At 63.5% G+C, this 24787-nt stretch carries 24 protein-coding genes and 1 other RNA gene; 17 read left to right on the top strand and 8 right to left on the bottom strand.

What is annotated here, in order from left to right; all coding sequences use genetic code 11:
* Nucleotides 1-28: 28 nt before the first annotated feature.
* The 3 genes from USDA257_RS25485 (at nucleotide 29) to ssrS (ending at nucleotide 943) form a co-directional block, all read left to right on the top strand.
* Nucleotides 29-298, top strand: coding sequence for a DUF4164 domain-containing protein (locus tag USDA257_RS25485; protein WP_012709307.1), 270 nt, complete (start codon nucleotides 29-31; stop codon nucleotides 296-298).
* A gap of 12 nt (nucleotides 299-310) precedes the next feature.
* Nucleotides 311-688 (top strand): cell division protein ZapA, encoded by a 378-nt coding sequence (locus tag USDA257_RS25480; protein WP_014765865.1) that lies wholly within the window; start codon nucleotides 311-313, stop codon nucleotides 686-688.
* A 96-nt stretch (nucleotides 689-784) separates the two neighbouring features.
* Nucleotides 785-943, top strand: a non-coding RNA gene (gene ssrS, locus USDA257_RS34560) — 6S RNA.
* A 10-nt stretch (nucleotides 944-953) separates the two neighbouring features.
* On the opposite strand, the gene USDA257_RS25475 is transcribed toward ssrS, so the two are convergent.
* Nucleotides 954-1853 (bottom strand): LysR family transcriptional regulator, encoded by a 900-nt coding sequence (locus USDA257_RS25475; protein ID WP_014765864.1) that lies wholly within the window; start codon nucleotides 1851-1853, stop codon nucleotides 954-956.
* A 291-nt stretch (nucleotides 1854-2144) separates the two neighbouring features.
* Complete coding sequence (locus USDA257_RS25465; RefSeq protein WP_014765862.1) at nucleotides 2145-2354, bottom strand: transcriptional regulator; 210 nt, start codon at nucleotides 2352-2354, stop codon at nucleotides 2145-2147.
* Nucleotides 2355-2618: 264 nt separating this feature from the next.
* On the opposite strand from USDA257_RS25465, the gene USDA257_RS25460 reads away from it, so the two are divergent.
* The 6 genes from USDA257_RS25460 to USDA257_RS25435 all read left to right on the top strand — a co-directional run bounded on the left by USDA257_RS25460 (nucleotide 2619) and on the right by USDA257_RS25435 (nucleotide 10652).
* Entirely contained in the window at nucleotides 2619-3191 is a 573-nt protein-coding gene (locus USDA257_RS25460; protein ID WP_014765861.1) for a 5-formyltetrahydrofolate cyclo-ligase, read from the top strand.
* A gap of 59 nt (nucleotides 3192-3250) precedes the next feature.
* On the top strand, nucleotides 3251-4075 hold the full coding sequence (locus tag USDA257_RS25455) for a TIGR00282 family metallophosphoesterase (RefSeq protein ID WP_014765860.1): 825 nt from the start codon (nucleotides 3251-3253) through the stop codon (nucleotides 4073-4075).
* 328 nt (nucleotides 4076-4403) lie between these two features.
* Complete coding sequence (locus tag USDA257_RS25450; protein WP_014765859.1) at nucleotides 4404-5561, top strand: efflux RND transporter periplasmic adaptor subunit; 1158 nt, start codon at nucleotides 4404-4406, stop codon at nucleotides 5559-5561.
* Entirely contained in the window at nucleotides 5558-8734 is a 3177-nt protein-coding gene (locus USDA257_RS25445) for an efflux RND transporter permease subunit (RefSeq protein WP_014765858.1), read from the top strand. Before USDA257_RS25450 ends, USDA257_RS25445 begins: the two co-directional genes overlap by 4 nt.
* Before the next feature lie 193 nt (nucleotides 8735-8927).
* Nucleotides 8928-9767 (top strand): MBL fold metallo-hydrolase, encoded by an 840-nt coding sequence (locus USDA257_RS25440; RefSeq protein ID WP_014765857.1) that lies wholly within the window; start codon nucleotides 8928-8930, stop codon nucleotides 9765-9767.
* 138 nt (nucleotides 9768-9905) lie between these two features.
* Complete coding sequence (locus USDA257_RS25435; RefSeq protein WP_014765856.1) at nucleotides 9906-10652, top strand: YebC/PmpR family DNA-binding transcriptional regulator; 747 nt, start codon at nucleotides 9906-9908, stop codon at nucleotides 10650-10652.
* 60 nt (nucleotides 10653-10712) lie between these two features.
* On the opposite strand, the gene USDA257_RS25430 is transcribed toward USDA257_RS25435, so the two are convergent.
* Complete coding sequence (locus USDA257_RS25430) at nucleotides 10713-11714, bottom strand: LLM class flavin-dependent oxidoreductase (protein WP_014765855.1); 1002 nt, start codon at nucleotides 11712-11714, stop codon at nucleotides 10713-10715.
* A 171-nt stretch (nucleotides 11715-11885) separates the two neighbouring features.
* On the opposite strand from USDA257_RS25430, the gene ruvC reads away from it, so the two are divergent.
* From ruvC to USDA257_RS25410, 4 genes are all read left to right on the top strand, one after another.
* A complete protein-coding gene (gene ruvC, locus USDA257_RS25425) occupies nucleotides 11886-12398 on the top strand; it encodes a crossover junction endodeoxyribonuclease RuvC (RefSeq protein WP_014765854.1) in 513 nt (170 codons plus the stop codon).
* A 63-nt stretch (nucleotides 12399-12461) separates the two neighbouring features.
* Complete coding sequence (gene ruvA / locus USDA257_RS25420) at nucleotides 12462-13079, top strand: Holliday junction branch migration protein RuvA (protein ID WP_014765853.1); 618 nt, start codon at nucleotides 12462-12464, stop codon at nucleotides 13077-13079.
* A gap of 146 nt (nucleotides 13080-13225) precedes the next feature.
* Nucleotides 13226-14266 (top strand): Holliday junction branch migration DNA helicase RuvB, encoded by a 1041-nt coding sequence (gene ruvB, locus USDA257_RS25415; protein WP_014765852.1) that lies wholly within the window; start codon nucleotides 13226-13228, stop codon nucleotides 14264-14266.
* Nucleotide 14267: 1 nt separating this feature from the next.
* A complete protein-coding gene (locus USDA257_RS25410) occupies nucleotides 14268-15170 on the top strand; it encodes a metallophosphoesterase (protein ID WP_014765851.1) in 903 nt (300 codons plus the stop codon).
* 42 nt (nucleotides 15171-15212) lie between these two features.
* Here USDA257_RS25410 and USDA257_RS25405 read toward each other — a convergent pair whose 3' ends face one another.
* The 3 genes from USDA257_RS25405 to USDA257_RS25395 are packed head-to-tail and all read right to left on the bottom strand — an operon-like array spanning nucleotide 15213 to nucleotide 18198.
* Nucleotides 15213-16106 (bottom strand): NAD-dependent epimerase/dehydratase family protein, encoded by an 894-nt coding sequence (locus tag USDA257_RS25405; protein WP_014765850.1) that lies wholly within the window; start codon nucleotides 16104-16106, stop codon nucleotides 15213-15215.
* Complete coding sequence (locus USDA257_RS25400) at nucleotides 16103-16981, bottom strand: glycosyltransferase (protein ID WP_014765849.1); 879 nt, start codon at nucleotides 16979-16981, stop codon at nucleotides 16103-16105. Before USDA257_RS25400 ends, USDA257_RS25405 begins: the two co-directional genes overlap by 4 nt.
* On the bottom strand, nucleotides 16978-18198 hold the full coding sequence (locus USDA257_RS25395; protein WP_014765848.1) for an NAD-dependent epimerase/dehydratase family protein: 1221 nt from the start codon (nucleotides 18196-18198) through the stop codon (nucleotides 16978-16980). The genes USDA257_RS25400 and USDA257_RS25395 overlap by 4 nt, the downstream gene beginning before the upstream one ends.
* A gap of 126 nt (nucleotides 18199-18324) precedes the next feature.
* Here USDA257_RS25395 and ybgC point away from each other — a divergent pair, with 126 nt between their 5' ends.
* Nucleotides 18325-18780 carry a tol-pal system-associated acyl-CoA thioesterase gene (gene ybgC / locus USDA257_RS25390; RefSeq protein ID WP_014765847.1) on the top strand — a complete coding sequence of 152 codons (456 nt, stop codon included), beginning with the start codon at nucleotides 18325-18327 and terminating at the stop codon, nucleotides 18778-18780.
* Nucleotides 18781-18786: 6 nt separating this feature from the next.
* Here the strand turns inward: ybgC and ligD are convergent, their stop codons facing one another.
* Nucleotides 18787-21384, bottom strand: coding sequence for a DNA ligase D (gene ligD / locus USDA257_RS25385; RefSeq protein ID WP_014765846.1), 2598 nt, complete (start codon nucleotides 21382-21384; stop codon nucleotides 18787-18789).
* A 9-nt stretch (nucleotides 21385-21393) separates the two neighbouring features.
* Nucleotides 21394-22083, bottom strand: coding sequence for a non-homologous end joining protein Ku (gene ku, locus USDA257_RS25380; protein ID WP_014765845.1), 690 nt, complete (start codon nucleotides 22081-22083; stop codon nucleotides 21394-21396).
* A gap of 374 nt (nucleotides 22084-22457) precedes the next feature.
* Here ku and tolQ point away from each other — a divergent pair, with 374 nt between their 5' ends.
* Genes tolQ through USDA257_RS25365 form a run of 3 tightly spaced genes read left to right on the top strand, consistent with a single transcriptional unit; the run spans nucleotide 22458 to nucleotide 24740 of the window.
* A complete protein-coding gene (tolQ, locus tag USDA257_RS25375; RefSeq protein WP_014765843.1) occupies nucleotides 22458-23180 on the top strand; it encodes a protein TolQ in 723 nt (240 codons plus the stop codon).
* Nucleotides 23181-23207: 27 nt separating this feature from the next.
* A complete protein-coding gene (gene tolR / locus USDA257_RS25370) occupies nucleotides 23208-23660 on the top strand; it encodes a protein TolR (protein ID WP_014765842.1) in 453 nt (150 codons plus the stop codon).
* A gap of 9 nt (nucleotides 23661-23669) precedes the next feature.
* Nucleotides 23670-24740: a hypothetical protein gene (locus USDA257_RS25365; protein ID WP_014765841.1), complete on the top strand. Its 1071-nt coding sequence runs from the start codon at nucleotides 23670-23672 to the stop codon at nucleotides 24738-24740.
* Nucleotides 24741-24787: the final 47 nt, after the last annotated feature.

The following is a 24787-nucleotide window of genomic DNA, read 5'->3' as shown; positions in this document are numbered from 1 at the left end:
ATCCCCCTCTGGAGAGGTTTCGAAAGAGATGCCTGCAAAGACGGTCAATGCAGCGATCGAGGAATTGCGAAACGCGGTTCAGTCTCTTGAAATCGCAATCGACGGCCGCTTTGACAAGGAAAAGGACGTGAGCGAGTTCGAGGGCGAAGTGCGCCGGGTCAATACGGATCGGTCGCGGCTCGCGCAGGAACTCGACCAATCGCAGTTCCGGGCCAATCGACTGGAAGAGGTCAATCGCGAGGTTTCCCGTCGCCTGGTGACGGCGATGGAAACCATTCGGGCAGTGCTGGATCGCTGAGGTTCTTGAAGCATGGCACAGGTGACGGTGACGATCGACGGCAAGGCCTATCGCATGGCCTGCGAGGAGGGGCAGGAGGATCACTTGAGCGATCTCGCCGCCCGGTTCGATCAATATGTCAGCCATCTCAAAGGACAGTTCGGCGAAATCGGTGACCTGCGGCTGACCGTGATGGCTGGCATCATGGTCATGGACGAGCTGAGCGAGGTCAATCGGCGGCTGAAGAACCTCGAGGCCGAGGTCGGCAACCTGAAAAACAGTCGCGACGCGGACCTTTCCGACCAGGCGAGAAGCGAGGAAACGCTCGCCTCGGCTCTGGCGGAGGTCACGGCGCAGATCCAGGATATCACCGCCAAGCTCAACGGCCGGCCGGTCGCCCCGGCAAATTGAAGTCACCCGGGCTTCCGGACAGCGAATTGTCGATTTGAGCGCGTTTTCCGCAGAACCCGCTCTGGCGAAAACGGTCAAGACGTTCTATATCTGCCCGGCGGTCTGCGCTTCCCGACAGGAACCACAATCCCCGGGGCCATACACGATCTCAAGGGAACTGTCCCTGTCCGGACTCGTGGGTCTGGACACACGGTGCCCACCTACTTTGTAGGTACCCGGGATCGTAAACAATCCACCGGTCGTCGTGGATCGCACTCCTTCCTTTTCAATCGGCGCCCCGAAAGGCACGGCGAATGGCCTCGGCCATTGCGTCGATCGTCGGGGAACGATGATCCGGCCTTGTACGCAAGACGACGTTCGACATGTCGATGATGCCGAAGCCGTCCTCTTCGGTCAGCTCGCGGCAGCCGGCGGGTATTGCGCTGCGCGACATCGGGGCGATGGCGAGACCTGAAACGACCGCGGCGATCAGGCCGCTGCTCGTGCGGCTGACATAGGCAACACGACACGCGATGCCTCGCTTCTTCAGACTACGTATGGCGAGATCGTCGCACCACCCGCCTTCATAATGGGTATAGGTGGCGATCGGCACCGGCCGCCGCTCGTATGTGCCGTGCTGGTCGGAGCTGGCCCAGACGGTGGGATCCACCATCAACACTTCATTCCTGGTGCGGCCTCCGGGCTCGAAGACGACGGCGATGTCGATCTCGCCCGCCTCAAGCGATGTCAGATTGGACATCGAATGTCCCTGCTGCACCGTCACCTCGACATTCGGGTGAGTTGCGGCGAAAGCGCCGAGCGCCTTCGGCAGGGTGGAGTTGATATATTCCTCCGATATTCCGATGCGGACCGAGCCATCCAGGGCAGGCTCGCGCAGGGCCGCCGCCGTGTCGTCGAGGAGCGCAACGATCCGCCGCGCATTGTCGACGAGGCGCCGGCCCTGCGCCGTCAGCACGACGCCCCGGGAGTGACGCTCGAACAGTGTGAAGCCGAGAAGATCCTCGAGTTTCTTGATCTGCATGCTGACGGCCGACTGCGTGCGGCGAACGGCATCGGCAGCCCGCGTCAGGTTACCCGTATCGGCAACCGCAAGAAAGGTTCTGAGCAGGTCGCTGTCGAGCGGAAGAGACATGGCATCGCCATTAGAGAATCTGATGATAGTCATGTTCGCAATTCGTTTGTCTCATGTCAACGAAGGGCGGAAGATCGGTCGTCCCGTCTTATCGAGGCTCCTGTCATGCCTGTACTGGTTGTGCCTGCATCTCCGACCTCCCGGCAATCCTCCCCGTGGGTGGCCGCCGTCGAACATTTCCGGTTGCGCCGCGCAATCGAGGCCTATTGGACGCTGGTCGGCGACCGTTGCGATCCGCACCTCATCGCCGACGCCAGTCACCCCGAGAGCGAGCCATCGTCGGCCGGATGGTGGCCGGACCCGGTTCGGCATTCCCATTGGATGCTATGAGATAAGGTCGAGCCTGGCGGCGCGGAAGACGGCTTCCGCGACACTGTTGGCCTGCAGCTTGCGCATGGCCTCTTCCAGGGCCTGGTCGATCCGTTCCATCGGAATGTCGGTTTCGCGCATCATCTCCAGCCGCGTCCGGCCACGGGCCGCAAGGGTGAGGCAGCGCAGTTCGAGCGGGCCGAGCTGGTCGATCCTGTCCGTCATGGACACGCCCTCTCCTTCAGAACGCTCGGCAGATCGCCGACTCGTCCAATCATTGAAAGCATGGACCTATTTGCATGCGCAGGGCGTCCTGCGAAGCCGAACTGCGGCAAGTGGTGAAGAGCGAGTTAATGCTGTTTCGATATGGGAAGGGTGGAGGTCTGTCGCGAAATGTTGCAAAAGCGACGGGGGGGCACGGGTTCAGTTCGCCTGCGATCTGCACTATCTCGTGGCCCGTCAAGAACGGTTTGCCGAAAGGGAGGCTTGATGTCACCGAAGGACTTGAAGGCCGCGCTGCGGACGGAGCGTCTGGCCATGCGCGACGCCATGCCGGCGGAAGCTCGGATCGAGGCGAGCCTTGCGATGGCGGATCACGCCGCCGAGATCATCGCCCTCGATCCCGGCCACGTCGTTTCGGGCTTCTGGCCGATCCGATCGGAGGCGGACATCCGGCCGCTGATGGTGCGGCTCAAGGATCGCGGTGCGCGACTTTGCCTGCCGGTGATCCTCGACAAGAAGACCATCGTGTTTCGCGAGCTCGCCGACGGCGTGGCGGTTGTCGAAACCGGTTTCGGGACGACGGGTCCAGGCCCGGAAGCACCGGAACTCGACCCGGACATCATGCTGGTGCCGCTCTCCGCCTTTGACGCGGTTGGCCATCGTATCGGCTACGGCGCCGGTTATTATGACCGCGCGATCGACCGATTGCGCAGCAAAGGCCACGTGCCGCGCCTGATCGGGATTGCATTCGACTGCCAGGAAGTGGCATCAGTGCCGGCGGAACCGCATGACGTGGCGCTGGACGCCGTGTTGACGGAGAGCGGTTTTCGACATTTTTGAGCGCGCTGATTTGGGTGGATTCGACCTTGATTATCGTGATCCAAGCGGGATTGAGCAGCATGCGACTTCTGTTTCTGGGAGATATGGTTGGCAAGACGGGCCGTACTGCGGTCTGGGAGCGCCTCCCGGGACTGGTAGGTGATCTCAAGCTCGACTTCATCGTCGTCAATGGCGAGAACGCCGCCGGCGGCTTCGGCATCACCGAGGACATCTTCCTGGAGACGATCAGCGCCGGTGCCGACGTGGTGACGACCGGCAACCATGTCTGGGACCAAAAGGAGGCCGTGGTCTTCTGCGAGCGGCACGACCAGTTCCTGCGCCCGGCGAACTATCCGGCCGGCACGCCCGGTCGCGGGTCCAACCTGTTCTTTGCCCGCAACGGCGCCCGCGTGCTGGTCGCCAATGTCATGGGCCGGGTCTTCATGCATCCGGAGCTCGATGACCCGTTCAAATGCGCCGAGGCGATTCTCGAGGCCTGCCCGCTCGGAGAACAGGCCGATGCCGTGGTCTTCGACTTCCATGCCGAGGCGACAAGCGAGAAACAGTGCTTCGGCCACTTCGTCGACGGGCGCGCCAGCCTCGTGGTAGGCACCCATACCCATGTGCCGACCGCCGATCACCAGATCCTCAACGGCGGCACCGGCTATATCAGCGACGCCGGCATGTGCGGCGACTACGATTCCTCGCTTGGCATGGAGAAGGAAGAGCCGCTCAATCGTTTCATCTCCAAGATGCCCAAGGGCCGCTTCGAGGCGGCATCCGGTCCAGCCACCATCTGCGGCGTCGGCGTGGAGATCTCCGACCGCACCGGACTTGCCGAAAAGATCGCGCCGCTCCGGCTCGGTGCCCGGCTTGGCGAAACGATCCCGGAATTCTGGTCCTAGGCATCGGACGCGTTCGGCCGCTGAAGCGGCGCCTAGCCATTTTCTGGCGCCTGCGCGCCAATGCTTTTTTCAGTGACAGAGTTTGAAAATGGTGGCAGGTTAGCGCGCAAAATCAGAGCCGTATCGAGCGGCCGCTATCGCAAGTTCCCATGTCGATCTAGAAGCCAGAGCGAAATGCGTGCGGAATAGCCGCATGCACCCTTCCTCTTCCCCGCTTTGGCGCTACCCTGAGGCAAATGCCCCGGGGCTCGAAAATGTCGCCACGGCAACTGGATTGATTCCAACCCGCGCCGGGCGATCTTGATGGTCAAGTGCCTGGAGAGCGTGCATGTTGCGAAAGTGGCGTCTGCCGGCGATCGTCGGCATTTCCATCTCCCTACTCATGTCGACACCGGCAGCGGCGCAGGATGCGCAAATGCCGGCGGTGACTGTCGCCAAGCCGGTGGTGCGCGACGTCATCGATGCCGATGAATTCATCGGCCGCTTTGCAGCCGTGGACGAGGTTTCGATCCGTTCGCGCGTCGGCGGTTATCTCGATCAGGTGTTCTTTACCGATGGGGCGCTGGTGAAGAAGGGCGACAAGCTCTTCGTTATCGACCAGCGACCGTTCCGCCTGGCTCTTTCCCAGGCGGAGGCGTCGCTTGCCTCGGCACAGTCGACGCTCAGCTTCGCCGAAGCGCAGTTCAAGCGGACCGAATCGCTCGCCGGTACGGGCACGCTCTCCGTTTCCAGGCTAGACGACGATCGTCGCGCGCTGCTTGCCGCGCAGGCCAATATGCGCGGCGCACAGGCGGCCGTCGATCGGGCCAGGCTTGATCTCGAATACACCACGATCACCGCGCCGCTCAGTGGCCGCGTCGACCGGCGATGGATTTCGCCCGGTAACCTCGTCCAGGCGGACGAGACTGTGTTGACGACGATCGTCTCGCTCGATCCGATCGATTTCTATTTCGATGTCGACGAGCGGCGGCTGCTTTCCTATGCGCGCACGGCGCGTGAACGCGGCAGCGCGCTGCAGGAGGGCGCAGGAGCGCTCTCGGTGCTGGTGACGATTGCCGACGCCACGGAACCACCCTTCGAAGGCAAGCTCGACTTTTCCGAGAACCGGGTCGACAATCAGACGGGCACGATGCGTTTGCGTGCCCGCTTCGAGAATCCCAATTTCATTCTGCAGCCGGGCCTGTTCGGGCGCGTCGAGGTCGAAGGTTCCAACACCTATCAGGCGATCCTCGTTCCCGACGAGGCCATCGCCGCCGACCAGAACGAACGCGTCGTCTATGTGGTCGGCGAAGACGGAAGCGTCGCCACAAAGGCGGTGCGCCTCGGGCCGCGGCTACATGGTTACCGGGTCATCCGCAGCGGCCTGACGGGCGACGAGACGATCATCGTCAACGGGATCATGCGTGCGCGGCCGGGCGTCAAGGTGAAGCCGGAACTCGTCGTGCTGCCGCAGGAGGCAGCGCACTCGGCGGAGAATGCCCAATGAGATTTGCGCACTTCTTCGTCGACCGGCCGATCTTCGCTTCGGTGCTGTCGATCGTGCTCCTGATCGTCGGCGGCATCGCCTATTTCCAGCTGCCGGTGGCGCAATATCCGGAAATCGCCCCGCCCACCATCGTCGTCAGGGCCTCCTATCCGGGAGCGGATGCGGAGACCGTTGCCAACACCGTCGCGACCCCGCTCGAACAGGAGATCAACGGCGTCGAGAACATGCTCTACATGTCCTCCTACTCGACCGCCGACGGGTCGATGTCGCTGACGATTACCTTCAAGCTCGGCACGGACCTCGATCAGGCGCAGGTGCTGGTGCAGAACCGCGTCTCGATCGCCGAGCCGCGCTTGCCGGAAGACGTCAGGCGCATCGGCGTCACCACCACCAAGAGCTCGCCGGACCTGATGATGGTCGTTCACCTGCTCTCGCCGAACGACCGCTACGACCAGCTCTATGTCTCCAACTATGCCCGCTCGCGCATTCGCGACCTGCTCGTTCGGCTCGACGGCGTCGGCGACGTCCTCCTCTTCGGCGAACGCGAATATGCGCTTCGGGTCTGGCTCGATCCGCAGAAACTCTCGGCCTACGGCATGACGTCCGGCGATGTCGTCGAGGCGCTGCGTCAACAGAACGTCCAGGTCTCCGGCGGCTCGATCGGTGGTCCGCCGATGTCGGGCGACAGTGCCTTTCAATACACCGTCACCACCGACGGCCGCTTCAGTGACGCCCGGCAATTCCGTTATGTGATCGTCAAGGCGACCGAGGATGGCAGGCTCGTGCAGTTGCAGGACGTCGCTCGCGTCGAGCTAGGCGCGCGCGAATATGTGACCAACAGCTATCTGAACGGCAGCCCGGCCGTCGCCCTCGGCATCTTCTCGCGTCCCGGCACCAATGCGCTTGCGGCGGCGGACGCGATCCAGGCAACGATGGCCGACCTTTCCCGGGATTTTCCGGAAGGCCTCGAATACAGGATCATCTACAACCCCACCGAGTTCATCTCGGAGTCGATCGACGAGGTCTACTTGACGATCGGCGAGGCGGTGATCCTCGTCGCGCTGGTGGTCATCGTCTTCCTCCAGTCCTGGCGCACCGCGATCATTCCGATCGTCGCCATTCCGGTCTCGCTGATCGGCACATTCGCCCTGCTCTTCGCCTTCGGCTTCTCGCTCAACATGCTGACCCTCTTCGGCCTGGTGCTGGCGATCGGCATCGTGGTCGACGATGCGATCGTCGTCGTCGAGAATGTCGAGCGCAATCTGGCGCGCGGCATGACGCCGCGAGAGGCGGCGCATGTGACCATGGACGAGGTCGGCGCGGCGGTAATCGCCATCTCGCTCGTCCTGACCGCAGTCTTCGTGCCGACCGCCTTCATCCCGGGTATTGCCGGTCAATTCTACCTGCAGTTCGCCGTAACGATCGCGGTCGCGACGGTGATCTCCGCCATCAACTCGCTGACCTTGTCGCCGGCGCTTGCGGCCATCCTGTTGCGCCCGCATGACAACCACGAGCACGAAGGCCGCAATCCGGTGACCCGCTTCGGCCGAGCACTGGCGAATGGCTTCAACAACGGCTTCGACCGGATGGCCGACGGCTATGGCTGGGTGGTGCGCCGCCTTGTCCAGACGCGGCTGGCGCTGGCCGCGGCGCTGCTTGTCTTCGTCGCCCTGCTCGGGGCCACCTGGTACATGGCGCAGATCGTGCCGCGCGGCTTCATTCCGACGATGGACCAGGGCTACGCGATCGTCGTCATCCAACTCCCCGACGGCGCCGCGCTCGAGCGGACCGATGCCGTCGTCCAGCGTGCGTCGGCAATGATCCGCGAGGTCCCGGGGGTGAGGGACGCCGTCGCCTTCGCCGGCTTCAACGGGGCCACCTTCACCAATGCCTCGAATTCGGGCGTTATCTTCACGCCCTTCGACAGTTTCGAGGAGCGGCTGGAACACGGCCAAAGCGCCACGCAGATCATCGGCCAGATGTTCGGCGCGATGCAGAGCATTCAGGAGGCCTTCATCATCGCCGTGCCGCCGCCGTCGGTGCGCGGCATCGGCAATTCGGGCGGCTTCAAGATGCAGATCATGGATCGCCAGAGCGCCGACATGCGCCGCGCGCTCGGGCTCGCCCACCAGATGATGGGAGCGGCCAACCAGACCGAAGGACTGGTGGGCGTCTTCACCACCTTCTCGGCCTCGAGCCCGCAATTCTTCCTGGCGATCGACCGCGACAAGGCGCGGGCATTGAACGTCCCTATCCCCAACATCTTCGAGACGCTGTCGATCAATCTCGGGACGTCCTACGTCAACGATTTCAACGCGTTCGGCCGCGTCTACCAGGTCCGTGCGCAAGCCGACCAGCAATATCGCGTGGAACGCGACGACATCCTTGCGCTGAAGGTGCGGTCCGCATCGGGCGCGCTGGTGCCGCTCGGAACACTCGTCGAGATCCGCGACACGAGCGGACCTGCGCTCGTGCAGCGCTACAATATGTATGTCTCCGTGCCTCTTCAGGGCAATCCGGCGCCCGGTGTCTCGACCGGCACGGCGCTCGACAAGATGGAGGCGCTTGCCGGGCAGATGCTGCCGCAGGGCACGACCTTCGAGTGGACCGAGCTTGCCTTGCAGGAGCGCCAGACCGGCAATACCGCCGTGTTCATCTTCGCGCTGTCGGTGATCTTCGTGTTCCTGGCGCTTGCCGCCCAATATGAGAGCTGGGTGCTGCCGCTGGCGATCATTCTGATCGTGCCGCTTGCCGTTCTCGCCGCCCTTCTCGGCGTTTCACTGCGGGGAATGGACAACAATGTCCTGACGCAGATCGGCCTCATCGTGCTGATCGGCCTTGCCGCGAAGAATGCGATCCTGATCGTCGAATTCGCCCGCCAGGGCGAGGACGAGGGCAAGTCGCCGATCGAAGCGGCGATCGAGGCAAGCCGGCTGCGGCTGCGTCCTATCCTGATGACCGCCTTCGCATTCATCCTCGGCGTCGTTCCCCTGGTGATCGCGACCGGTCCCGGCGCCGAAATGCGTCAGTCGCTAGGCACGGCGGTGTTCTCCGGCATGCTGGGCGTCACTTTCCTCGGCCTCTTCCTGACCCCGGTCTTCTACGTGACGCTGCGTTCGTTCCGCCGCAAGCGTGCGCCAGTGCCGGAGGCAGCGGGAGCGCCGGCGGAGTAATGCGAGCCCGGCCGCAAGGACGTGCCCGGCCGCAATGACACGATTGTGAGCGGCTGGCTGCCATTTGTATGTGGACGGGGTCGCGGGCTTGCAGGATTCTCACTGGCCGATCCTGGGAAGTCGGCAGGGGATTCGGGCGGAAATCCGCACGTATTTTCCTCATCCCGCTCCAAGAACGTATGAGAGGTGAAGGATGCTGCTGCGGTACCTTGCCTACGCCCTCGTCGCCATCTGGTTCGTCCATACGCTTTGGCCGGAGCCGGCCCATGCGCAGGACGCGTCCGCCCCGATCAGCCAGTGCCAGGCGATCGCCGAAGCCACGCCGGCGGCGACCTTCGCCAGCTTCGACGCGCCTGAGATCGCGCCTGTCGCAGCAGCCGCCGATGGCGAGGTCACCATCACCTATCTCGGCCACTCGACTTTCCTGATCGAAACGCCGGGCGGCATTTCGATCGCCACCGACTACAATGGCTGGTTCCGGGCGGCGGCGCCGCCGACCGTCGTGACGATGAACAAGGCCCATTCGACCCATTACACGCTGACGCCGGACCCGGCGATCCGTTACGTGCTGCACGGGTGGGGCGATGACGGCGAGGCGGCCGACCACGACATCGTCGTCGGCGACACCTATATCCGCAACGTGACGACCGACATTCGTTCGGGTTTCGAGGGCATGGAACCCGACGGCAATTCGATCTTCATCTTCGAGGTCGCGGGGCTCTGCATCGGCCATCTCGGCCACCTGCATCACGAGCTCGACGACAGCCATTACCGGCAGATCGGCCGGCTCGACGTGCTGATGGTGCCGGTCGACGGAGGCCTGACGATGGGCGCGGAAAGCATGAGCCGCGTTACGTCGCGGCTGCGTGCCGCGCTGATCCTGCCGATGCACCGGCGCGGGCCGCCGATCGGCGATTTTCTGGCGATGTTCGGCGACGGCTACGACAAGAGCTTCGCCACCGGACCGAGCGTCAGGGTTTCCCTGCGCACGCTTCCGAGCAAACCGCTGATCTATGTCTTGCTGGGTGTTTGACGAATGACCTCGGCACCGGGAGCTAGTTAGCACCGGGTCTTTACTTTGGCCCTCTCGAAATGACGGTGCCCCTGCTGGACGGGAAGCGGCAATGAAACTATAAGGCGCCCGATCCCAACATTGCATGCAGAGGGCGCCATGGCTGGCCATTCACAGTTCAAGAACATCATGCACCGCAAGGGCCGTCAGGACGCGGTGCGCTCCAAAATGTTTTCCAAGCTGGCGCGCGAAATCACCGTCGCGGCGAAAACCGGCCTGCCAGACCCGGGCATGAACCCCCGCCTGCGCCTGGCGATCCAGAACGCCAAGGCGCAGTCGATGCCGAAGGACAACATCGAGCGCGCCGTCAAGAAGGCCGCCGGCGGCGATGCCGAGAACTACGAGGAAGTCCGCTACGAGGGCTATGGCCCGGGCGGCGTTGCCGTCATCGTCGAGGCGCTGACCGACAACCGCAACCGCACCGCCTCCAATGTCCGCTCGACTTTCACAAAGGCAGGCGGCGCACTCGGTGAAACAGGGTCGGTCTCCTTCTCCTTCGATCGCGTCGGCGAAATCACCTACACGCTGTCCGCGGGTGACGCCGACAAGGTGATGGAAGCCGCGATCGAGGCAGGTGCCGAGGATGTGTCGACGGACGAGGAAGGCCACACGATCATCTGCGGTTTCGAGGATATCGGCGACGTTTCGAAGGCGCTTGAGGGCGTGCTCGGCGAAGCCGAGACCGTCAAGGCGATCTGGAGGCCGCAGAACACGGTGCCGGTCGACGAGGAAAAGGCACAGTCGCTGATGAAGCTCATCGACAATCTCGAAGACGACGACGACGTCCAGAACGTCTATTCGAACTTCGAAGTTTCCGACGAGGTCCTGGCCAAGCTGTCGGCCTGACGCGACATTTCTGCAAGGCCATAGACCCGCATCGCGTGAAGCGATGAGGGTCTTTCGTTTTCAGCCGGCTGCGGCAAGAGACCGTTGTGCCTCGGCGAACAATTCCAGCGAATGCAGCCGCTTATCCATGTCGAAGATCGGCATGGATATGATCAGTTCGTCGGCCTTGGTGACATCGACGAAAGCGGTGATCTTGCGACGGATGGTTTCGGGACCGCCGACCACCGCATAGCTCATGGCGTGGTCGACGAAGATCTTTTCATCCCGGCTCCACAGCTCGTCCATCGATTGGACGGGTGGCGGGAAGCGGCCGCGCGCATTGCGGCGAAGCGCCACGAAGGACTGCTGCATCGACGTGAAGACAAAATTCGCCTCCTCGTCCGTGTCGGCGGCGACGCCCATGACGCCGACCATGACATGCGGCTTGTCGAGTTGCGGCGACGACGTGAAGCGCTCGCGATAGATTTCCAGCGCCGAGAGCAGCATGTCCGGTGCGAAATGCGAGGCGAAGGCAAAGGGGAGCCCGAGTATGCCGGCGAGATGGGCGCTGAAATGGCTGGAGCCGAGCAGCCAGAGGGGCACGTTCGAATCGGCCCCTGGCACGGCGATGATCTTCTGGTCTTCGCTGACCGGGCCGAGCAGCGCCTGCAGCTCCACGACATCGTTCGGGAAATTGTTGGAGCTCGCTTCCATATTACGCCGGAGCGCCTGCGCGGTCCGCATGTCGGTTCCGGGAGCGCGGCCGAGGCCGAGATCGATGCGGCCCGGATAAAGCGCCGCGAGCGTGCCGAATTGCTCGGCAATGACGAGCGGCGAATGGTTGGGAAGCATGATACCGCCGGAGCCGACCCGAATGGTTTTTGTCGCCGACGCCACATGCGAAATGACGATCGACGTCGCGGCGCTGGCAATTCCCTTCATGCCGTGATGCTCGGCCAGCCAAAAGCGCTTGAGGCCACTCTCTTCGGCCGCGATGGCCAGCCGGCGCGAGTTTTCCAGCGACTGGGCGACGCTGCCGCCTTCCGTAATCGGCGACAGGTCGAGAATGGAGAAGGGGATCATGGCGAATGCCTTTGGTTAAAAGAAATTGATCGTCCGCGAATGTAGGTTCAAGTTTCCTAAGTCCAAGGGCGGCCAGGCCGTTTTCACTGCCGCGCTGGCCAATCCTGTGTAATGTTTTTGTTTTGTTCACTTTTTGCTGGCAGCGTCCGGTCGACCGACATAGGGTGAGACATGCAGAGTACGATTCGCATCATCGGCATCGATCCGGGGTTGAGACGCACCGGTTGGGGAATTATCGAGACGCTTGGCAATTCGTTGCGGTTCGTTGCCTCGGGCACCGTGACCTCGGACGGCGAGATGGACCTCGCCTCGCGCCTTTGCCAGTTGCACGACGGCCTTGCCGAGGTCATGCACAGCTACCAGCCGCACGAGGCGGCGGTGGAGCAGACCTTCGTCAACAAGGATGCGACCGCGACGCTGAAGCTCGGCCAGGCGCGCGGCATCGCCATGCTGGTCCCGGCCCGCGCGGGCTTGAGGGTCGCCGAATATGCGCCGAACGCCGTCAAGAAGGCCGTGATCGGCGTCGGCCATGGCGAGAAGCAGCAGATCCACATGATGCTGAAGGTGCTGATGCCCAAGGCCGAGTTCAAGGGCAATGACGCGGCCGACGCGCTGGCGATTGCCATCTGCCACGCGCATAACAGGCAGGCGGTGACCAGCCGCCTCGCGGCACTTGCCGGGTAGTGTGGCTGACGGAATGTCTGTAGACGCTAGCGCTTTGGAACCAGCCAGAAAGACGGAAGCCAGATGATCGGCAAGCTCAAGGGCACCATCGACGAGATCGGCGAAGACTATGTCGTCCTCGACGTCCATGGCGTCGGATATGTAGCTTATTGCTCGGCGCGCACCCTCGCCAAGCTTGGTTCGGCCGGCGAGGCCGCCGTGCTCTTCATCGAGACCTATGTCCGCGAAGACCAGTTGAGGCTTTTCGGCTTCCTGTCGGCGCTTGAGCGCGAATGGTTCCGCCTGCTGCAGACCGTCCAGGGGGTGGGCTCCAAGGTGGCCCTGGCGCTGCTTTCCACGCTGACGCCCGGCGAACTCGCCAATGCCATCGCGCTGCAGGACAAGACGTCGGTGGCGCGCGCTCCCGGCGTCGGGCCGAAGGTGGCGGTTCGGATCGTCACGGAACTGAAGAACAAGGCTCCGGCCTTTGCCGGCGAGATGTCCGCGTCGATCGCGCTCAAGCAGGAACTGGGCGAGGGGGTCGCCTCCGCGCCGGTCTCGGATGCGGTTTCGGCCTTGACCAATCTCGGTTATTCGCGCGACCAGGCGGCGAACGCCGTGGCTGCGGCGTTGAAGAATGGCGGCGAGGGGGGTGACAGTGCCAAGCTCATCCGCCTTGGGCTGAAGGAACTGGCGCGGTGAGGCAACCCATTCTGCAGCCACAATGGCATCGGAGTGAGGGGTCGTGACGCGATCGCACTGGATTGGCGGGAGCGCTCGCACTATGGTTGGGGTGCGCATAGCGGCATTGAGCGACAGCGCGATCCACCCCGCAACGGAAGTTTGAGATGACTGAAGCCGCACGCCTGATTGCGCCGGAGAAGCGGGGCGAGGACCTCGATGTGACGCTGCGCCCGCAGTCGCTCGACGAGTTTACCGGCCAGGCGGAGGCCCGCGCCAACCTCAAGATCTTCATCGAGGCGGCGCGCAACCGCGGCGAGGCGCTCGATCACGTGCTCTTCGTCGGCCCGCCCGGGCTCGGCAAGACGACGCTGGCGCAGATCATGGCGAAGGAACTCGGCGTCAATTTCCGCTCGACGTCTGGGCCGGTCATCGCCAAGGCCGGTGATCTCGCGGCGCTGCTTACCAATCTCGAAGAGCGCGACGTCCTGTTCATCGACGAAATCCACCGGTTGAACCCGGCGGTCGAAGAAATCCTCTATCCGGCGATGGAGGATTTCCAGCTCGACCTGATCATCGGCGAGGGGCCGGCGGCCCGTTCGGTGAAGATCGACCTCGCCAAGTTTACGCTGGTGGCGGCGACGACGCGCCTCGGCCTGCTGACGACGCCGCTGCGCGACCGCTTCGGTATTCCGGTGCGGCTCAATTTCTACACGGTCGAGGAGCTGGAACTGATCGTCCGCCGCGGCGCGCGGCTGGTGGGCCTCGGCATGACCGACGAAGGGGCGCGCGAAATCGCCCGCCGCGCCCGCGGCACGCCGCGCATCGCCGGCCGCCTGTTGCGACGGGTTCGCGACTTTGCCGAGGTGGCGCGTGCCGAGGCAGTGACCCGGCAGATCGCCGACGAGGCGCTCACCCGGCTCCTGGTCGACAGCATGGGACTCGACCAGCTCGACCGCCGCTATCTGACGATGATCGCCCACAATTTCGGCGGCGGGCCGGTCGGCATCGAGACGATCGCGGCGGGGCTTTCGGAACCGCGCGATGCGATCGAAGACATCATCGAGCCCTATCTGATCCAGCAAGGCTTCGTCCAGCGCACGCCGCGCGGCCGCGTCCTGACCGCCAATGCCTGGAAACATCTGGGGCTCAATCCGCCGAAGGACGTCGAGACGGCACAGTTCCGCCTGACGCTCGAGGACGACTGAGATGATCACCCGCCGCGGCTTCATGCAAGTCATTGGCGGTGGATTTGCCAGCGCCGTGGCGCTTGGCGGTTATGCCTTTGCCGTCGAGCCGCTCGCGCGCCTGCGGATCGCGCACTACAGCCTGACGCCGCCCGGGTGGACGCCGGGCCTCAAGCTGCGCGTCGTTGCGATCGCCGACCTGCATGCCTGCGAGCCCTGGATGTCGGCACGGCGGATTGCTTCCATCCGCACTCGCGCCAACGAGCTGGGCGGCGACGTCACGGTTCTCCTCGGCGACTATGCCTCGGGCATGAATCTGGTGACGCGCTACGTCCATTCCAGCGAGTGGTCGAAGGCACTGTCGGCGCTCGAAGCTCCGCTCGGCGTCCATGCGGTCATGGGCAATCACGATTGGTGGGAGGACAGGACCGCCCAGAAGAATGGCGGCGGCGAGACCTTCGGCCACCGCGCATTGGTGGAGGTCGGCATCTTGGTCTACAGCAACCGCGCCATCCGGTTGGAGAAGGATGGTTTGGGCTTCTGGATCGCCGGGCTCGAAGACCAGCTCGCACTGCTGCCGGGCAAGAAATGGAAGCGCAGCGCCAGGGGCGGGCTCGATGATCTCGATGGCACGTTGGCGCAGGTGACGGACGAGGCTCCCATCATCCTGCTGGCGCACGAGCCCGATATTTTCCCGAAGGTACCGGCGCGGGTTTCCCTGACGCTCTCCGGCCACACGCATGGCGGGCAGGTGCGTTTTATCGGCCATTCGCCGGTCGTGCCTTCGCGCTTCGGCGACCGCTATGCCTATGGCCACATCGTCGAGGAAGAGCGCAATCTTATCGTTTCCGGTGGGCTCGGCTGCTCCATTGCACCCATCCGCTTCGGGGTGCCGCCGGAGATTGTCGTGGTCGATCTCGGATAGATTTGCGGGCGGAGCACATGTGGACCTTGCCCACCTCCGCCCTTAGATCTTCCCCACTAACTCCCTGATCGTCGCCTCCAACCGTCCGGAGCCGCCAGGCAACCAGCCGAGCGCGCGCAGCTTGTCGGTCGACATCACCTTGAAGTCATTTGTCTCCACCTCCGGCGGCAGAGGATGCGGACAGCCGGTTGCCGCCTGAAGAAGCGAGAGAATCTCGCGGTTGCCGGTCAGCACGTCCGATACGTTGAAGACCTGGCCGGAGACTTTTGCCGGGTCGGCTTCGAGCATCAGGCGTACGGCCTCGGCGACATCATCGCCATGCACTTCCGTGCCGATGCGCGACGGAATAACCCTGCCGGCAAGATAGTCGGCGAACAATCCGGCCCACTTGTGTTTCCGGCCGGGGCCGGCCGGTCCATAAACGCCGGTGACGCGCAGGCTGGCGGTTACGAAGTCATGGGCGGTGAGCGACCTCAGGGCGTCTTCGGCCGCGACCTTCACCACGCCATAGAGCGTGTCGGGCTCGGCGGGCGTAGTTTCGTCGAGGACCGTCTGCGCCGTTTCACCATAGACGGCGCGGCTCGACAGGAAGACGCAGCGACGCACGCCGGCGCTGCGGGCCTCTTCGAATAGGCGGACCGACCCCTCGAGATTGGCACGCCGAAAACCTTCCGGGTCAGCGCCTTCGCCGCCGCGATACTTGCCCTCGACATGCTCGAAGGCGGCGTGGACGAAATGGTAGACACTATCGAAGACGGCGACCTGATCGGCGTCCGGATCGAGCCGAAGCGGCACGTAGGAGACTGGCCGTGAGAAGAAGCCCTCCGGCGGTTGAGAGCGGCCACCGACAGTGATCTTGTAGCCGTTTGCAAGCAGGTGCTCGACGATGAAACGGCCGACGAAACCGGTGCCGCCGGACACGAGGACGCGGGTCATGAGGCGCCAGCGCCGGGTCGCGCCGGGTTCTCGAGCTTGGTGATATCGGGAATGTTCTCGCCCGTCAGGTAGGCATGCCAGAGCTCGATCAGCGGACGCAGCACGTCCGCGCGCGGATGGTCCTTCTCCCACGGCTTCTCATACTGATAGTGCAGCACGCCAATCGACCGCCAATCCCATAGCGCTGGCAGGTTGAACCAGACATATTGCAGCATGTTCATCGTCGCCGGCAGGCCGTGCCAGTCGGGAAAGAAGCTCTGCAGGAAGGTTTGGTCGGTGCGCGGCCAGAAGGCACCCGGTGCGTCCAGTGCCGCAAGCATGTTCTCGTAAGTCGCAAGCGAGGGCTTTGCGACGAAAACGCCGGAATTCAGCCGGTGGAAATCGGCGAGGCTCTCGTAGACGTTCGGCGCGGCGGAAAACTCCGGGTAGACGAAAAGCTTGTCGATATTGCGCAGCACGATCGCGTCGGCATCGATGAAGACGCAGCGCTCGTATTCGACCAGCTGCCAGAGGCGGAGCTTGCAGAAGTTGTCGAGCGGCGAGTGGAAGTCGGGCTTGCGGCCCTTGGTGAAGGGCGCCTTCTCGTGAACGTTGCGCCGCTGATGCCGGGCGTTGAATTCGTCCGAGAGCGGCAGCAGCTCCGTTTCAATCAGGCGACAGTCGAATTCGGTGAGCGGCTCGAGCGCGGCGGTGTCCACCCCGCCGGTGTAGAGCACGACGATATCCGCCGGCGTCCGCGTCAGACGGATCGACCGTATCAAGGCGCGCGCGCCGAGCGCATAGTCGGCATTGGTGACGAGCGTCACGAAGGCGTGCTGTGCGGCGGCCGGGGCAGAGGGCATGGGGCCGTCCGGATGGGGCGTCGCAGCGCTCATGAGACGGATTTCAGCCGCTTGCCCTCCGGATCGTGGTTGATCAGGGGAGCGATGTCCTTCGTCCAGGCGGAAACGGCTGGCACGCGCGAACGGTCGACGCGATAGGCGAATTTCTTCGCCACGTCGACGATCTCCGAAAGCAAGCCGTCTTGGAGCCGAATCGGATCAAGCCCGAGGCCCAGGAACTTCTCGTTTTGCACGACGAGATCGTTTTCGGCCGCTTCCTTGCGCGGGTTGGGCAGCCAGGCGATTTCGGAGCCGCTGATGCTGGAAATCATCTCGGCCAGGTCGCGGACGCGGTGCGTCTCGGTCATCTGGTTGAAAATCTCGACGCGGCTGCCGCGCGCCGGGGGATTTTCAAGGGCGAGCTCGATGCAGCGGACCGAATCCTGGATGTGAATGAAGGCGCGGGTCTGGCCGCCGCTGCCGTGAACTGTCAGCGGATAGCCGATCGCCGCCTGGATCAGGAAGCGGTTGAGGACCGTGCCGTAATCGCCGTCGTAATCGAAGCGGTTGATGAGCTGCGCATGCCGCCGCGTCTGCTCCGTATGCGTGCCCCAGACGATGCCCTGGTGTAGATCCGTGATACGAAGCCCGTCATTCTTCGCGTAGAACTGGAAGAGCAGCTGATCGAGGCACTTGGTCATGTGGTAGATCGACCCCGGATTGGACGGGTAGAGGATCTCCTGGCTGACCGTCTCGCCGGCCATCGTCTCGATCCCGACCGGCAGATAGCCCTCCGGAATGGCAGCGCCGATCGTCGAATAGCCATAGACGCCCATGGTGCCGAGATGCACGAGATGGGCGTCGAGGTCGAGCTCGACCAGCGCATTCAAGAGGTTGTGGGTGGCGTTGACGTTGTTGTTGACCGTGTAGTTCTTGTGGCGGTCGCTCTTCATCGAATAGGGCGCAGCGCGCTGCTCGGCAAAGTGCACGATCGCGTCGGGGCGATGTTCGGCAAGCCACTTCTTCAGAAGTTCGTAATCGCGGGCGAGGTCGATCAGGTTGAAATGGATGCGCCGGCCGGTCTCCGCATGCCAGATGCGGGTGCGCTCCTGGATGGAGTCCATCGGCGTCAAGGATTGCACGCCGAGCTCGGTGTCGATCCAGCGGCGAGAGAGATTGTCGAGAATGTGGACGTCATGGCCCGCGTCGGACAAATGCAACGCGGTGGGCCAGCCGACAAAACCGTCGCCGCCGAGGATTGCGATCTTCATGCGCGATTCTCCTGATCGGGAAGAGGACAGGGCACCTGATAGGATAGGATTGTGACAAAGCTGCAATGCTTGCAAATGTCTTTTCGTTCCTGCACAGGAAAAGCAAAGATCCTCCCGGAGAATGCCATGTCACTGATTTCACTTGCCGGCGAGCTGACCGAGACGGGCCACCGTTTGATCCAGCGGGTCTATTACGAGGACACCGATTTCTCCGGCGTCGTCTACCACGCCCGCTACCTGCATTTCATGGAACGGGCGCGGACCGACTATCTTCGGTTGCTCGGCGTGGAACAGGCGTCACTCGCCGTCGAGGGCGATGCGGAAGGCTTGGTCTTCGTCGTTCACCGGATGGAGATCGATTTCAAGTCGCCGGCGCGCATGGACGACATCCTGTCGATCGAGACGACCACCGAGAAGGCCGGCGGCGCCAAAATGGTGCTGCAGCAGGAGATCCGCCGCGCCGGCGCGCTGTTGATCGCGGCCAAGGTGATCATCGCGGTGATCAACGGCCAGGGCCGCCCGCGCCGGTTGCCGGAGGCGCTGGCGGCGAAGTTCCTGGCGGCGCAAGGAGCCGCTGCCTGAGTTGCCCTAGCTGATTGTCGAATTCAGCATTTTCTTCGTCAGCGACTGCTTGATCTCGCCGATCTCGCGCCAGGGATCGGTGCCGGCCTCGATGCGCTCGATGATGTCGGCGATGTGGAAGGTATTGGCGGCGTCGAGGGCTTCGAGCTCGTCCCAGCTGACCGGAGTGGCGACGGGTCCGCCTGCGCGGGCGCGGGTGGAGTAGGGGGCGATCGCGGTGGCGCCGCGGTCGTTCCTCAGCCAGTCGATGAAGATCCGCCCCTTGCGCTTTGCCTTGGACATGGTGGCGACGAAATGCTCGGGGTCGCGCTCGGCGAAAGTCTGCGCAAGCCTCTTGGCGAAGCCCTTCGCCTCGTCCCATTCGGCGTGCGGACGAAGCGGCACGATGACGTGGACGCCCTTGCCGCCGGTCACCATGGCAACCGTCTTGAGGCCGATCTCGGCAAGTTCGTCGCGGAGCGTGGTGGCGGCTGCCTTCACTGTGGCGAAGTCGACGCTCGGATCGGGATCGAGGTCGAAGACCAGGCGATCAGGTTTTTCCAGGCGGTCGATCGTTGCACCCCAGATGTGAAACTCGAGCGTGCCCATCTGCACGGCGGCGACGAGACCCTTGGCGTCGTGGACATACATGTAGTTTTCGGTCTCGCCCGATGATTCCGTGATCGGCACTTCCCGGATCGCCTCCGGGAAACCCTCGTTTGCATGCTTCTGGAAGAAACATTGCCGCTGCCCGCCCTGGGGGCAACGCACCAGCGAAACGGGATGGTCTGCGGCGAAGGGCAGCATCCGCTCCGCGACGACGGCATAGTAGCGGGCGAGATCGATCTTGGTGATGCCCTGACCCTCGAAAAGGATCCGGTCGGGGTGCGAGATGTGGACGCCGAGGATATCGGCATCGCCCTTGGTGGGCGACGCCGTACGGGTCTTGGCTGAGGATTTGCCCTTCGCGGCCCCCGGCTCGGCGTCTGTCGGTTTCGCTGTTTCCAGTTTCACGGTCTTGGCCTCCCTGTCCTCGCGCAATCCCTCGAACGAGCCGTGGCGGATATGTCCGTCAGCGGTGAACTCTGCGAAGTCCACCTCAGCGACGAGGTCGGGCTTCAGCCAGACGGCATCTCGGCTCCTTTCGCGCGGCACTTGATCGAAGGGCGATGTCGGACGTTGGCGCTTCGCAAAGGCCGCGGCAAGCTCCTCCATCACCTTTTCGCCGAAGCCGGTGCCGACGCCGCCCCGATAGATCAGCTTGCCGCCCTCGAAGGTGCCGAGAAGAAGCGAGGCGAAGGCGCGCCCTTTCTTGGTCGAGGGGGTGTAGCCGCCGATGACGAATTCCTGGCGTTTCGTGCATTTCACCTTCAGCCAGCTTCGCGTGCGGCCGCTGCGGTAGGGGGCCTTCGCCTCCTTGGCGATGATGCCTTCCTGGCCGGCCTTGCATATTGCCGCCAGGATGTGCTCGCCATTGCCGCGGACATGCTCGCTGTACTGGATGGTCGCCGTGGTGCCGAGCGAGTCGAGCAGCGCCGCCAGCTTCTCTTTCCTTTCGACGAGCGGCCGGCGGCTGAGGTCCTTTTCATCGAGTTCGATCAGGTCGAAGGCGTAGAAACGCATGCTCGCACCGGTTCTCAAGGCCTTCTGCAGGGCGGAGAAATTCGACCCTTGGTCCGCCAGCGCCACCACCTCGCCGTCGATCAGCGCGGAGTCGCAGTCGAGTTCCGCAAGGGCGGCGGCAATCGTCGGGAACTTCTCGGTCCAATCGAGACCGTTGCGCGTATAGCAGCGGGCGATCCCGCCGCCGACGGCGGCTATCAGGCGGTAGCCGTCGAACTTCGCTTCGTTCAGCCAGTCGTCGCCAGCGGGCGCTTTCGTGACCAGGGTGGCAAGCTGCGGCGGCCGGAAGGCGGGTGGTTTGACGGAGGATTTTCGCGCCCGGCGCTTGCTCCGACCTTCGTCTTGCGAAACTGCGCCGGCGTTGAGATTGGCGGCCGTGCTTTTGTTCGAATGCCAGACGCGTGCTCGCTTCTCGCCGCGGCCCTCGGCGATCTCGTCCATCGTTCGGCCGGTCCGCGCGCTGACCACATGTTGCTTTATGAGACTCTCGCCGTCCTCCGACGCGACATCGTCGTCCTGCTTGACCAAGAGCCAGCTTTCCCGCTTTTCGCCGTCCCGCGGGCGCATACGCACCAGCGCCCAGCCACCCTTCATGCGGCTGCCGTGCAGGCGGAAGGCGAGCTTGCCTTTTTTCAGGCCCTTCTCGGGATCGTCTTCCGGTTCCCACCAGCCGGTATCCCAAAGCATCACCGTGCCGCCGCCATACTCGCCTTCCGGGATCGTCCCCTCGAAGTCGCCATAGGCCAGGGGGTGATCCTCGGTGCGGATGGCAAGACGCTTGTCCTCCGGGTTGAGGCTCGGTCCGCGGGTGACCGCCCAGCTCTTCAGGACACCCTCCCATTCAAGGCGGAAATCGTAGTGCAGCCGGGTCGCGTCGTGCTTCTGGACGAGAAAGCGCTTCTGGCCGGGATGCGTGCGGGCAACCGCGCCTTTCGGTTCGCGGGTCTTCGAAAAATCGCGGCGCCGATTGTATTCGGAAAGCGGTTCACTGCGCGCGGCCATCGATCATCCTCACGCCGATTTTCGCCGACTGCGGCGCGAAGACGATGGCGCCTTTGCTTTCTTCGGTTCGTTGCCTTCGAGGCTTTTCTTCAGGGCAGCCATCAAGTCGACGACATTGTCGCCGCGCCGTTGAGGCCGGTCGCCTTCGTCGACCTCGACACGGGCCGACTTGCCCTCCATCTTGCGCTTCACGAGCTCCCGCAGTGCCGACGCGTAATTGTCCTTGAAGGCGTCGGCATCGCAGGGCGCGGTCTTGCGCTCGAGCAGCGCGGCGGCGACCTCCAGCAGTTCCTTGTCCGCTTTCCGAAATTCGTCGGGATAGCGCAGCGTCTCCAGGAGCAGGCCGTCGCCGCACGGCTTTACGGCGACGAGGTATTCGGGGCCGCGGAGCGTCAGTTGCCCGGTGCCGGTCTTGTTCGAAGTCCTAAGTGCATCTCGGACGACGCGGTAGGCGTCCTCCGCCAGCTCGTCCGCCGGTGCGAGGTAATAGGGCTTGTCGAAATACAGCGGGGGGATCTCGCCGACGTCGACGAAGTGAACAAGTTCCAGCGTCTTCTTCGTCTCGAGCTTGATCGCATCGACCTCTTCGGGGTCGAGCAGGACGTATCGGGCCCCTGATCGGGTGGCGCTGAAAAGCTCGACCGGAATTGAGACCAGCGAAAGACGAAGCTGCCCTTTCCACATTGCGCGAGCCGCCATGGGCAACCTCACTCAAAGGCCATGTATGCGCGGCAGAGGTCTGCCGGGCAGCATTCTTGGCTTTCCGTTCTAGGAGTCCTCATGGACCGGAAACGTGCGAGCTTTGGCGAAGTTCCGCGCCGCACGCGCCGGCAAGGCATCGGTCCGGTAACACTCCCTTAACGATAATAGTGTCTTTATCTGTGTATCAGGATTTGTGCAGTGCACGTCATCCTTTGACCAAAATTGACGGCAAGAAGGCAGGCTGAAGCGCGTAGATCGCAATTGCCGCGAACGGCGGCGATGCCGGGGCATTTTGCAGCAGGACGTTTGGGCGACCCGGACATGAGCATGAGTTGCTCTTGCCGGGTGTTTGGATTCGGGGACTGAGATCGATGGAACAGGTTGGATTGGCCGCGACGAGCGATGTGACCCTCTGGTCGCTGTTCATGCAAGCAGGCTTGGTCGTCAAGCTGGTCATGCTGGGGCTGATTGCAGCTTCGGTATGGACCTGGGCGATCGTGGTCGACAAGTCGCTCAATTACGGGCGCGTTCGCCGGCAGCTGGATAATTTCGAGCAGGTCTTCTGGTCCGGACAATCGCTCGAGGAGCTCTATCGCACCCTCTCCGATCGGCAGACGACCGGCATGGGCGCGATCTTCGTCTCGGCGATGCGCGAGTGGAAGAAGAGCTTCGAACGCGGCGCCCGCTCGCCGATCGGCCTGCAGATGCGCATCGACCGGGCCATGGACGTGACGCTTGCCCGCGAATCCGAATCTCTCGAGGCGCGGCTCGGCTCGCTCGCGACGATCGGTTCGGCGGCCCCCTTCATCGGCCTGTTCGGTACCGTCGTCGGTATCATGACCTCGTTCCAGGCGATCGCCGGCTCGAAATCGACCAACCTCGCCGTCGTCGCCCCCGGTATCGCCGAGGCGCTGCTGGCGACCGCCATCGGCCTGCTTGCCGCTATCCCTGCCGTTATCGCCTACAACAAGTTCACCGCCGACGCCGGCAAGCTCAGCGCTCGCATGGAAGCCTTCGCCGACGAGTTCTCCGCCATCCTGTCGCGGCAGATCGACGAGAAGCTGCAGCCTTCTTCGCGCCAGGCCGCGCAATAACGACCTTCGAGCACGGAGACGACGCTGATGGGTATGGCAGTAGGCGGAGCCAAGGGGTCGGGCGGCGGACGCCGCCGACGTAGAGGCAGGAACGGCACGATCAGCGAAATCAACGTCACGCCGCTGGTCGACGTCATGCTGGTGCTGCTGATCATCTTCATGGTGGCCGCACCGATGATGACCGTGGGCGTGCCCATCGACTTGCCGGAAACGCAGGCGAAGGCGATGAACGCCGACACCCAGCCGATCACCGTATCGGTCAATCCGGCTGGCGAGATCTTCCTGCAGGAGACGCCGATCGGCATCGACGAGGTCGTTCCGAAGCTCGAGGCGATTGCCACGACGGGCTACAACGAGCGCATCTACGTGCGCGGAGACACCAATGCCGACTACGGCACGGTGATGAAGGTCATGGCGCGCGTCTCGGCCGCCGGCTTCAAGAATCTCGGGCTCGTAACGCTTCAAGAACAGGAAAAGTGATCTCCTGAGATGAAGGGCAGTCTTGCTACATCTGCTGTCCTCCACGCCCTGGTTCTGACCTGGGCGCTGGTGTCGCTTGGCAGCCCGGCCGAATTCCAGGTCGCGGACGTCGAGGCGCTGCCGGTCGACATCGTGCCGGTCGAATCGATCACCCAGATCCAGCAGGGCGACAAGAAGGCACCGGCCAAGGAAAAGGCGTCGCCTGTCCCGACCAAGAAGCCGACGCCCGTCGAGAACGCCGAGAACGTCGGCGACAACGACGTCGACCTGAAGACGCCGCCGACGCCCAACAGCAAGCCCGTCCCGAACGAATCTGCGGCTGCTCCGGAAAAGACCGAGAAGGCGCCACCCACGCCGGATCCGGTCAAGGAAGAAATCGAGAAGGTCGAAGAACCCGAGCCTGCCTCGGAGCCGGCGACCGAAGTCGCGGCGCTGCCAGAGCCGAAGCAGGAAGTGAAGCCCGAACCGACGCCGGAACCGGCACCGGCCGAGGAACAGCCGACCGAAAGTCCCGAGGCCGAGGCGTTGCCTGAAAAGGTGCCGACACCGCAGGTCAGGCCGAAGGTGGAAAAGCCGGCGCAGACGGCCAAGACGCCGGAGCGCAAGAAGGAAGAGACCAAGAAGGAGCAGAAGAAGGCGTCCTCCCAGAAGGAGAGCGACTTCAACGCGGACGAGATCGCGGCGCTGCTCAACAAACAGGACTCCTCCGGCGGCGGCGCGAAGCGCTCAACCGAAGAGGCAGCGCTCGGCGGCAAGAAGACCACCAGCGGCAACACGCTCTCGCAGAGCGAGATGGACGCGCTGCGCGGTCAGATCCAGAACAACTGGTCGATCATTCCCGGCATGGCCGATGCGGCGGATGTCCGCATCAAGGTGACCTTCCAGCTCGATCCCAACGGCGAGTTGATCGGTGAGCCGGAAGTAGAAGCGACAGGCGGCTCGGACGCGGCACGTCGGGCGCTTGCCAGTGGTGCGCGACGCGCCGTTCTGAAGTCCGCGCCGTTCAAGGGATTGCCCTCCGACAAGTACGATTCGTGGAGCGAGGTGGTCGTCAACTTCGACCCGAGCTCAATGCTCTAGACAGGCTGGGGAGTGATGTGGCGGAAAACCGCGCACACTTTGCTCAC

The organism is Sinorhizobium fredii USDA 257 (genome assembly GCF_000265205.3).
Lineage (GTDB): Bacteria > Pseudomonadota > Alphaproteobacteria > Rhizobiales > Rhizobiaceae > Sinorhizobium > Sinorhizobium fredii_B.
This window is presented reverse-complemented; position numbering and strand designations above follow the sequence as displayed.

Bases quoted from the DNA above. Each gene is read 5' to 3' on its own strand.
- ybgC (WP_014765847.1), top strand. From the start codon at position 18,325: ATGTCACTGATTTCACTTGCCGGCGAGCTGACCGAGACGGGCCACCGT.
- USDA257_RS25485 (WP_012709307.1), top strand. From the start codon at position 29: ATGCCTGCAAAGACGGTCAATGCAGCGATCGAGGAATTGCGAAACGCG.
- ku (WP_014765845.1), bottom strand. From the start codon at position 22,083: ATGGCGGCTCGCGCAATGTGGAAAGGGCAGCTTCGTCTTTCGCTGGTC.
- USDA257_RS25430 (WP_014765855.1), bottom strand. From the start codon at position 11,714: ATGATCCCCTTCTCCATTCTCGACCTGTCGCCGATTACGGAAGGCGGC.
- ruvC (WP_014765854.1), top strand. From the start codon at position 11,886: ATGCAGAGTACGATTCGCATCATCGGCATCGATCCGGGGTTGAGACGC.
- USDA257_RS25465 (WP_014765862.1), bottom strand. From the start codon at position 2,354: ATGACGGACAGGATCGACCAGCTCGGCCCGCTCGAACTGCGCTGCCTC.
- USDA257_RS25365 (WP_014765841.1), top strand. From the start codon at position 23,670: ATGAAGGGCAGTCTTGCTACATCTGCTGTCCTCCACGCCCTGGTTCTG.
- USDA257_RS25435 (WP_014765856.1), top strand. From the start codon at position 9,906: ATGGCTGGCCATTCACAGTTCAAGAACATCATGCACCGCAAGGGCCGT.
- USDA257_RS25445 (WP_014765858.1), top strand. From the start codon at position 5,558: ATGAGATTTGCGCACTTCTTCGTCGACCGGCCGATCTTCGCTTCGGTG.
- USDA257_RS25405 (WP_014765850.1), bottom strand. From the start codon at position 16,106: ATGACCCGCGTCCTCGTGTCCGGCGGCACCGGTTTCGTCGGCCGTTTC.
- USDA257_RS25450 (WP_014765859.1), top strand. From the start codon at position 4,404: ATGTTGCGAAAGTGGCGTCTGCCGGCGATCGTCGGCATTTCCATCTCC.
- ruvA (WP_014765853.1), top strand. From the start codon at position 12,462: ATGATCGGCAAGCTCAAGGGCACCATCGACGAGATCGGCGAAGACTAT.
- USDA257_RS25400 (WP_014765849.1), bottom strand. From the start codon at position 16,981: ATGAGCGCTGCGACGCCCCATCCGGACGGCCCCATGCCCTCTGCCCCG.
- USDA257_RS25460 (WP_014765861.1), top strand. From the start codon at position 2,619: ATGTCACCGAAGGACTTGAAGGCCGCGCTGCGGACGGAGCGTCTGGCC.
- USDA257_RS25395 (WP_014765848.1), bottom strand. From the start codon at position 18,198: ATGAAGATCGCAATCCTCGGCGGCGACGGTTTTGTCGGCTGGCCCACC.
- USDA257_RS25475 (WP_014765864.1), bottom strand. From the start codon at position 1,853: ATGACTATCATCAGATTCTCTAATGGCGATGCCATGTCTCTTCCGCTC.
- ligD (WP_014765846.1), bottom strand. From the start codon at position 21,384: ATGGCCGCGCGCAGTGAACCGCTTTCCGAATACAATCGGCGCCGCGAT.
- USDA257_RS25440 (WP_014765857.1), top strand. From the start codon at position 8,928: ATGCTGCTGCGGTACCTTGCCTACGCCCTCGTCGCCATCTGGTTCGTC.
- USDA257_RS25480 (WP_014765865.1), top strand. From the start codon at position 311: ATGGCACAGGTGACGGTGACGATCGACGGCAAGGCCTATCGCATGGCC.
- tolR (WP_014765842.1), top strand. From the start codon at position 23,208: ATGGGTATGGCAGTAGGCGGAGCCAAGGGGTCGGGCGGCGGACGCCGC.
- tolQ (WP_014765843.1), top strand. From the start codon at position 22,458: ATGGAACAGGTTGGATTGGCCGCGACGAGCGATGTGACCCTCTGGTCG.
- USDA257_RS25410 (WP_014765851.1), top strand. From the start codon at position 14,268: ATGATCACCCGCCGCGGCTTCATGCAAGTCATTGGCGGTGGATTTGCC.
- ruvB (WP_014765852.1), top strand. From the start codon at position 13,226: ATGACTGAAGCCGCACGCCTGATTGCGCCGGAGAAGCGGGGCGAGGAC.
- USDA257_RS25455 (WP_014765860.1), top strand. From the start codon at position 3,251: ATGCGACTTCTGTTTCTGGGAGATATGGTTGGCAAGACGGGCCGTACT.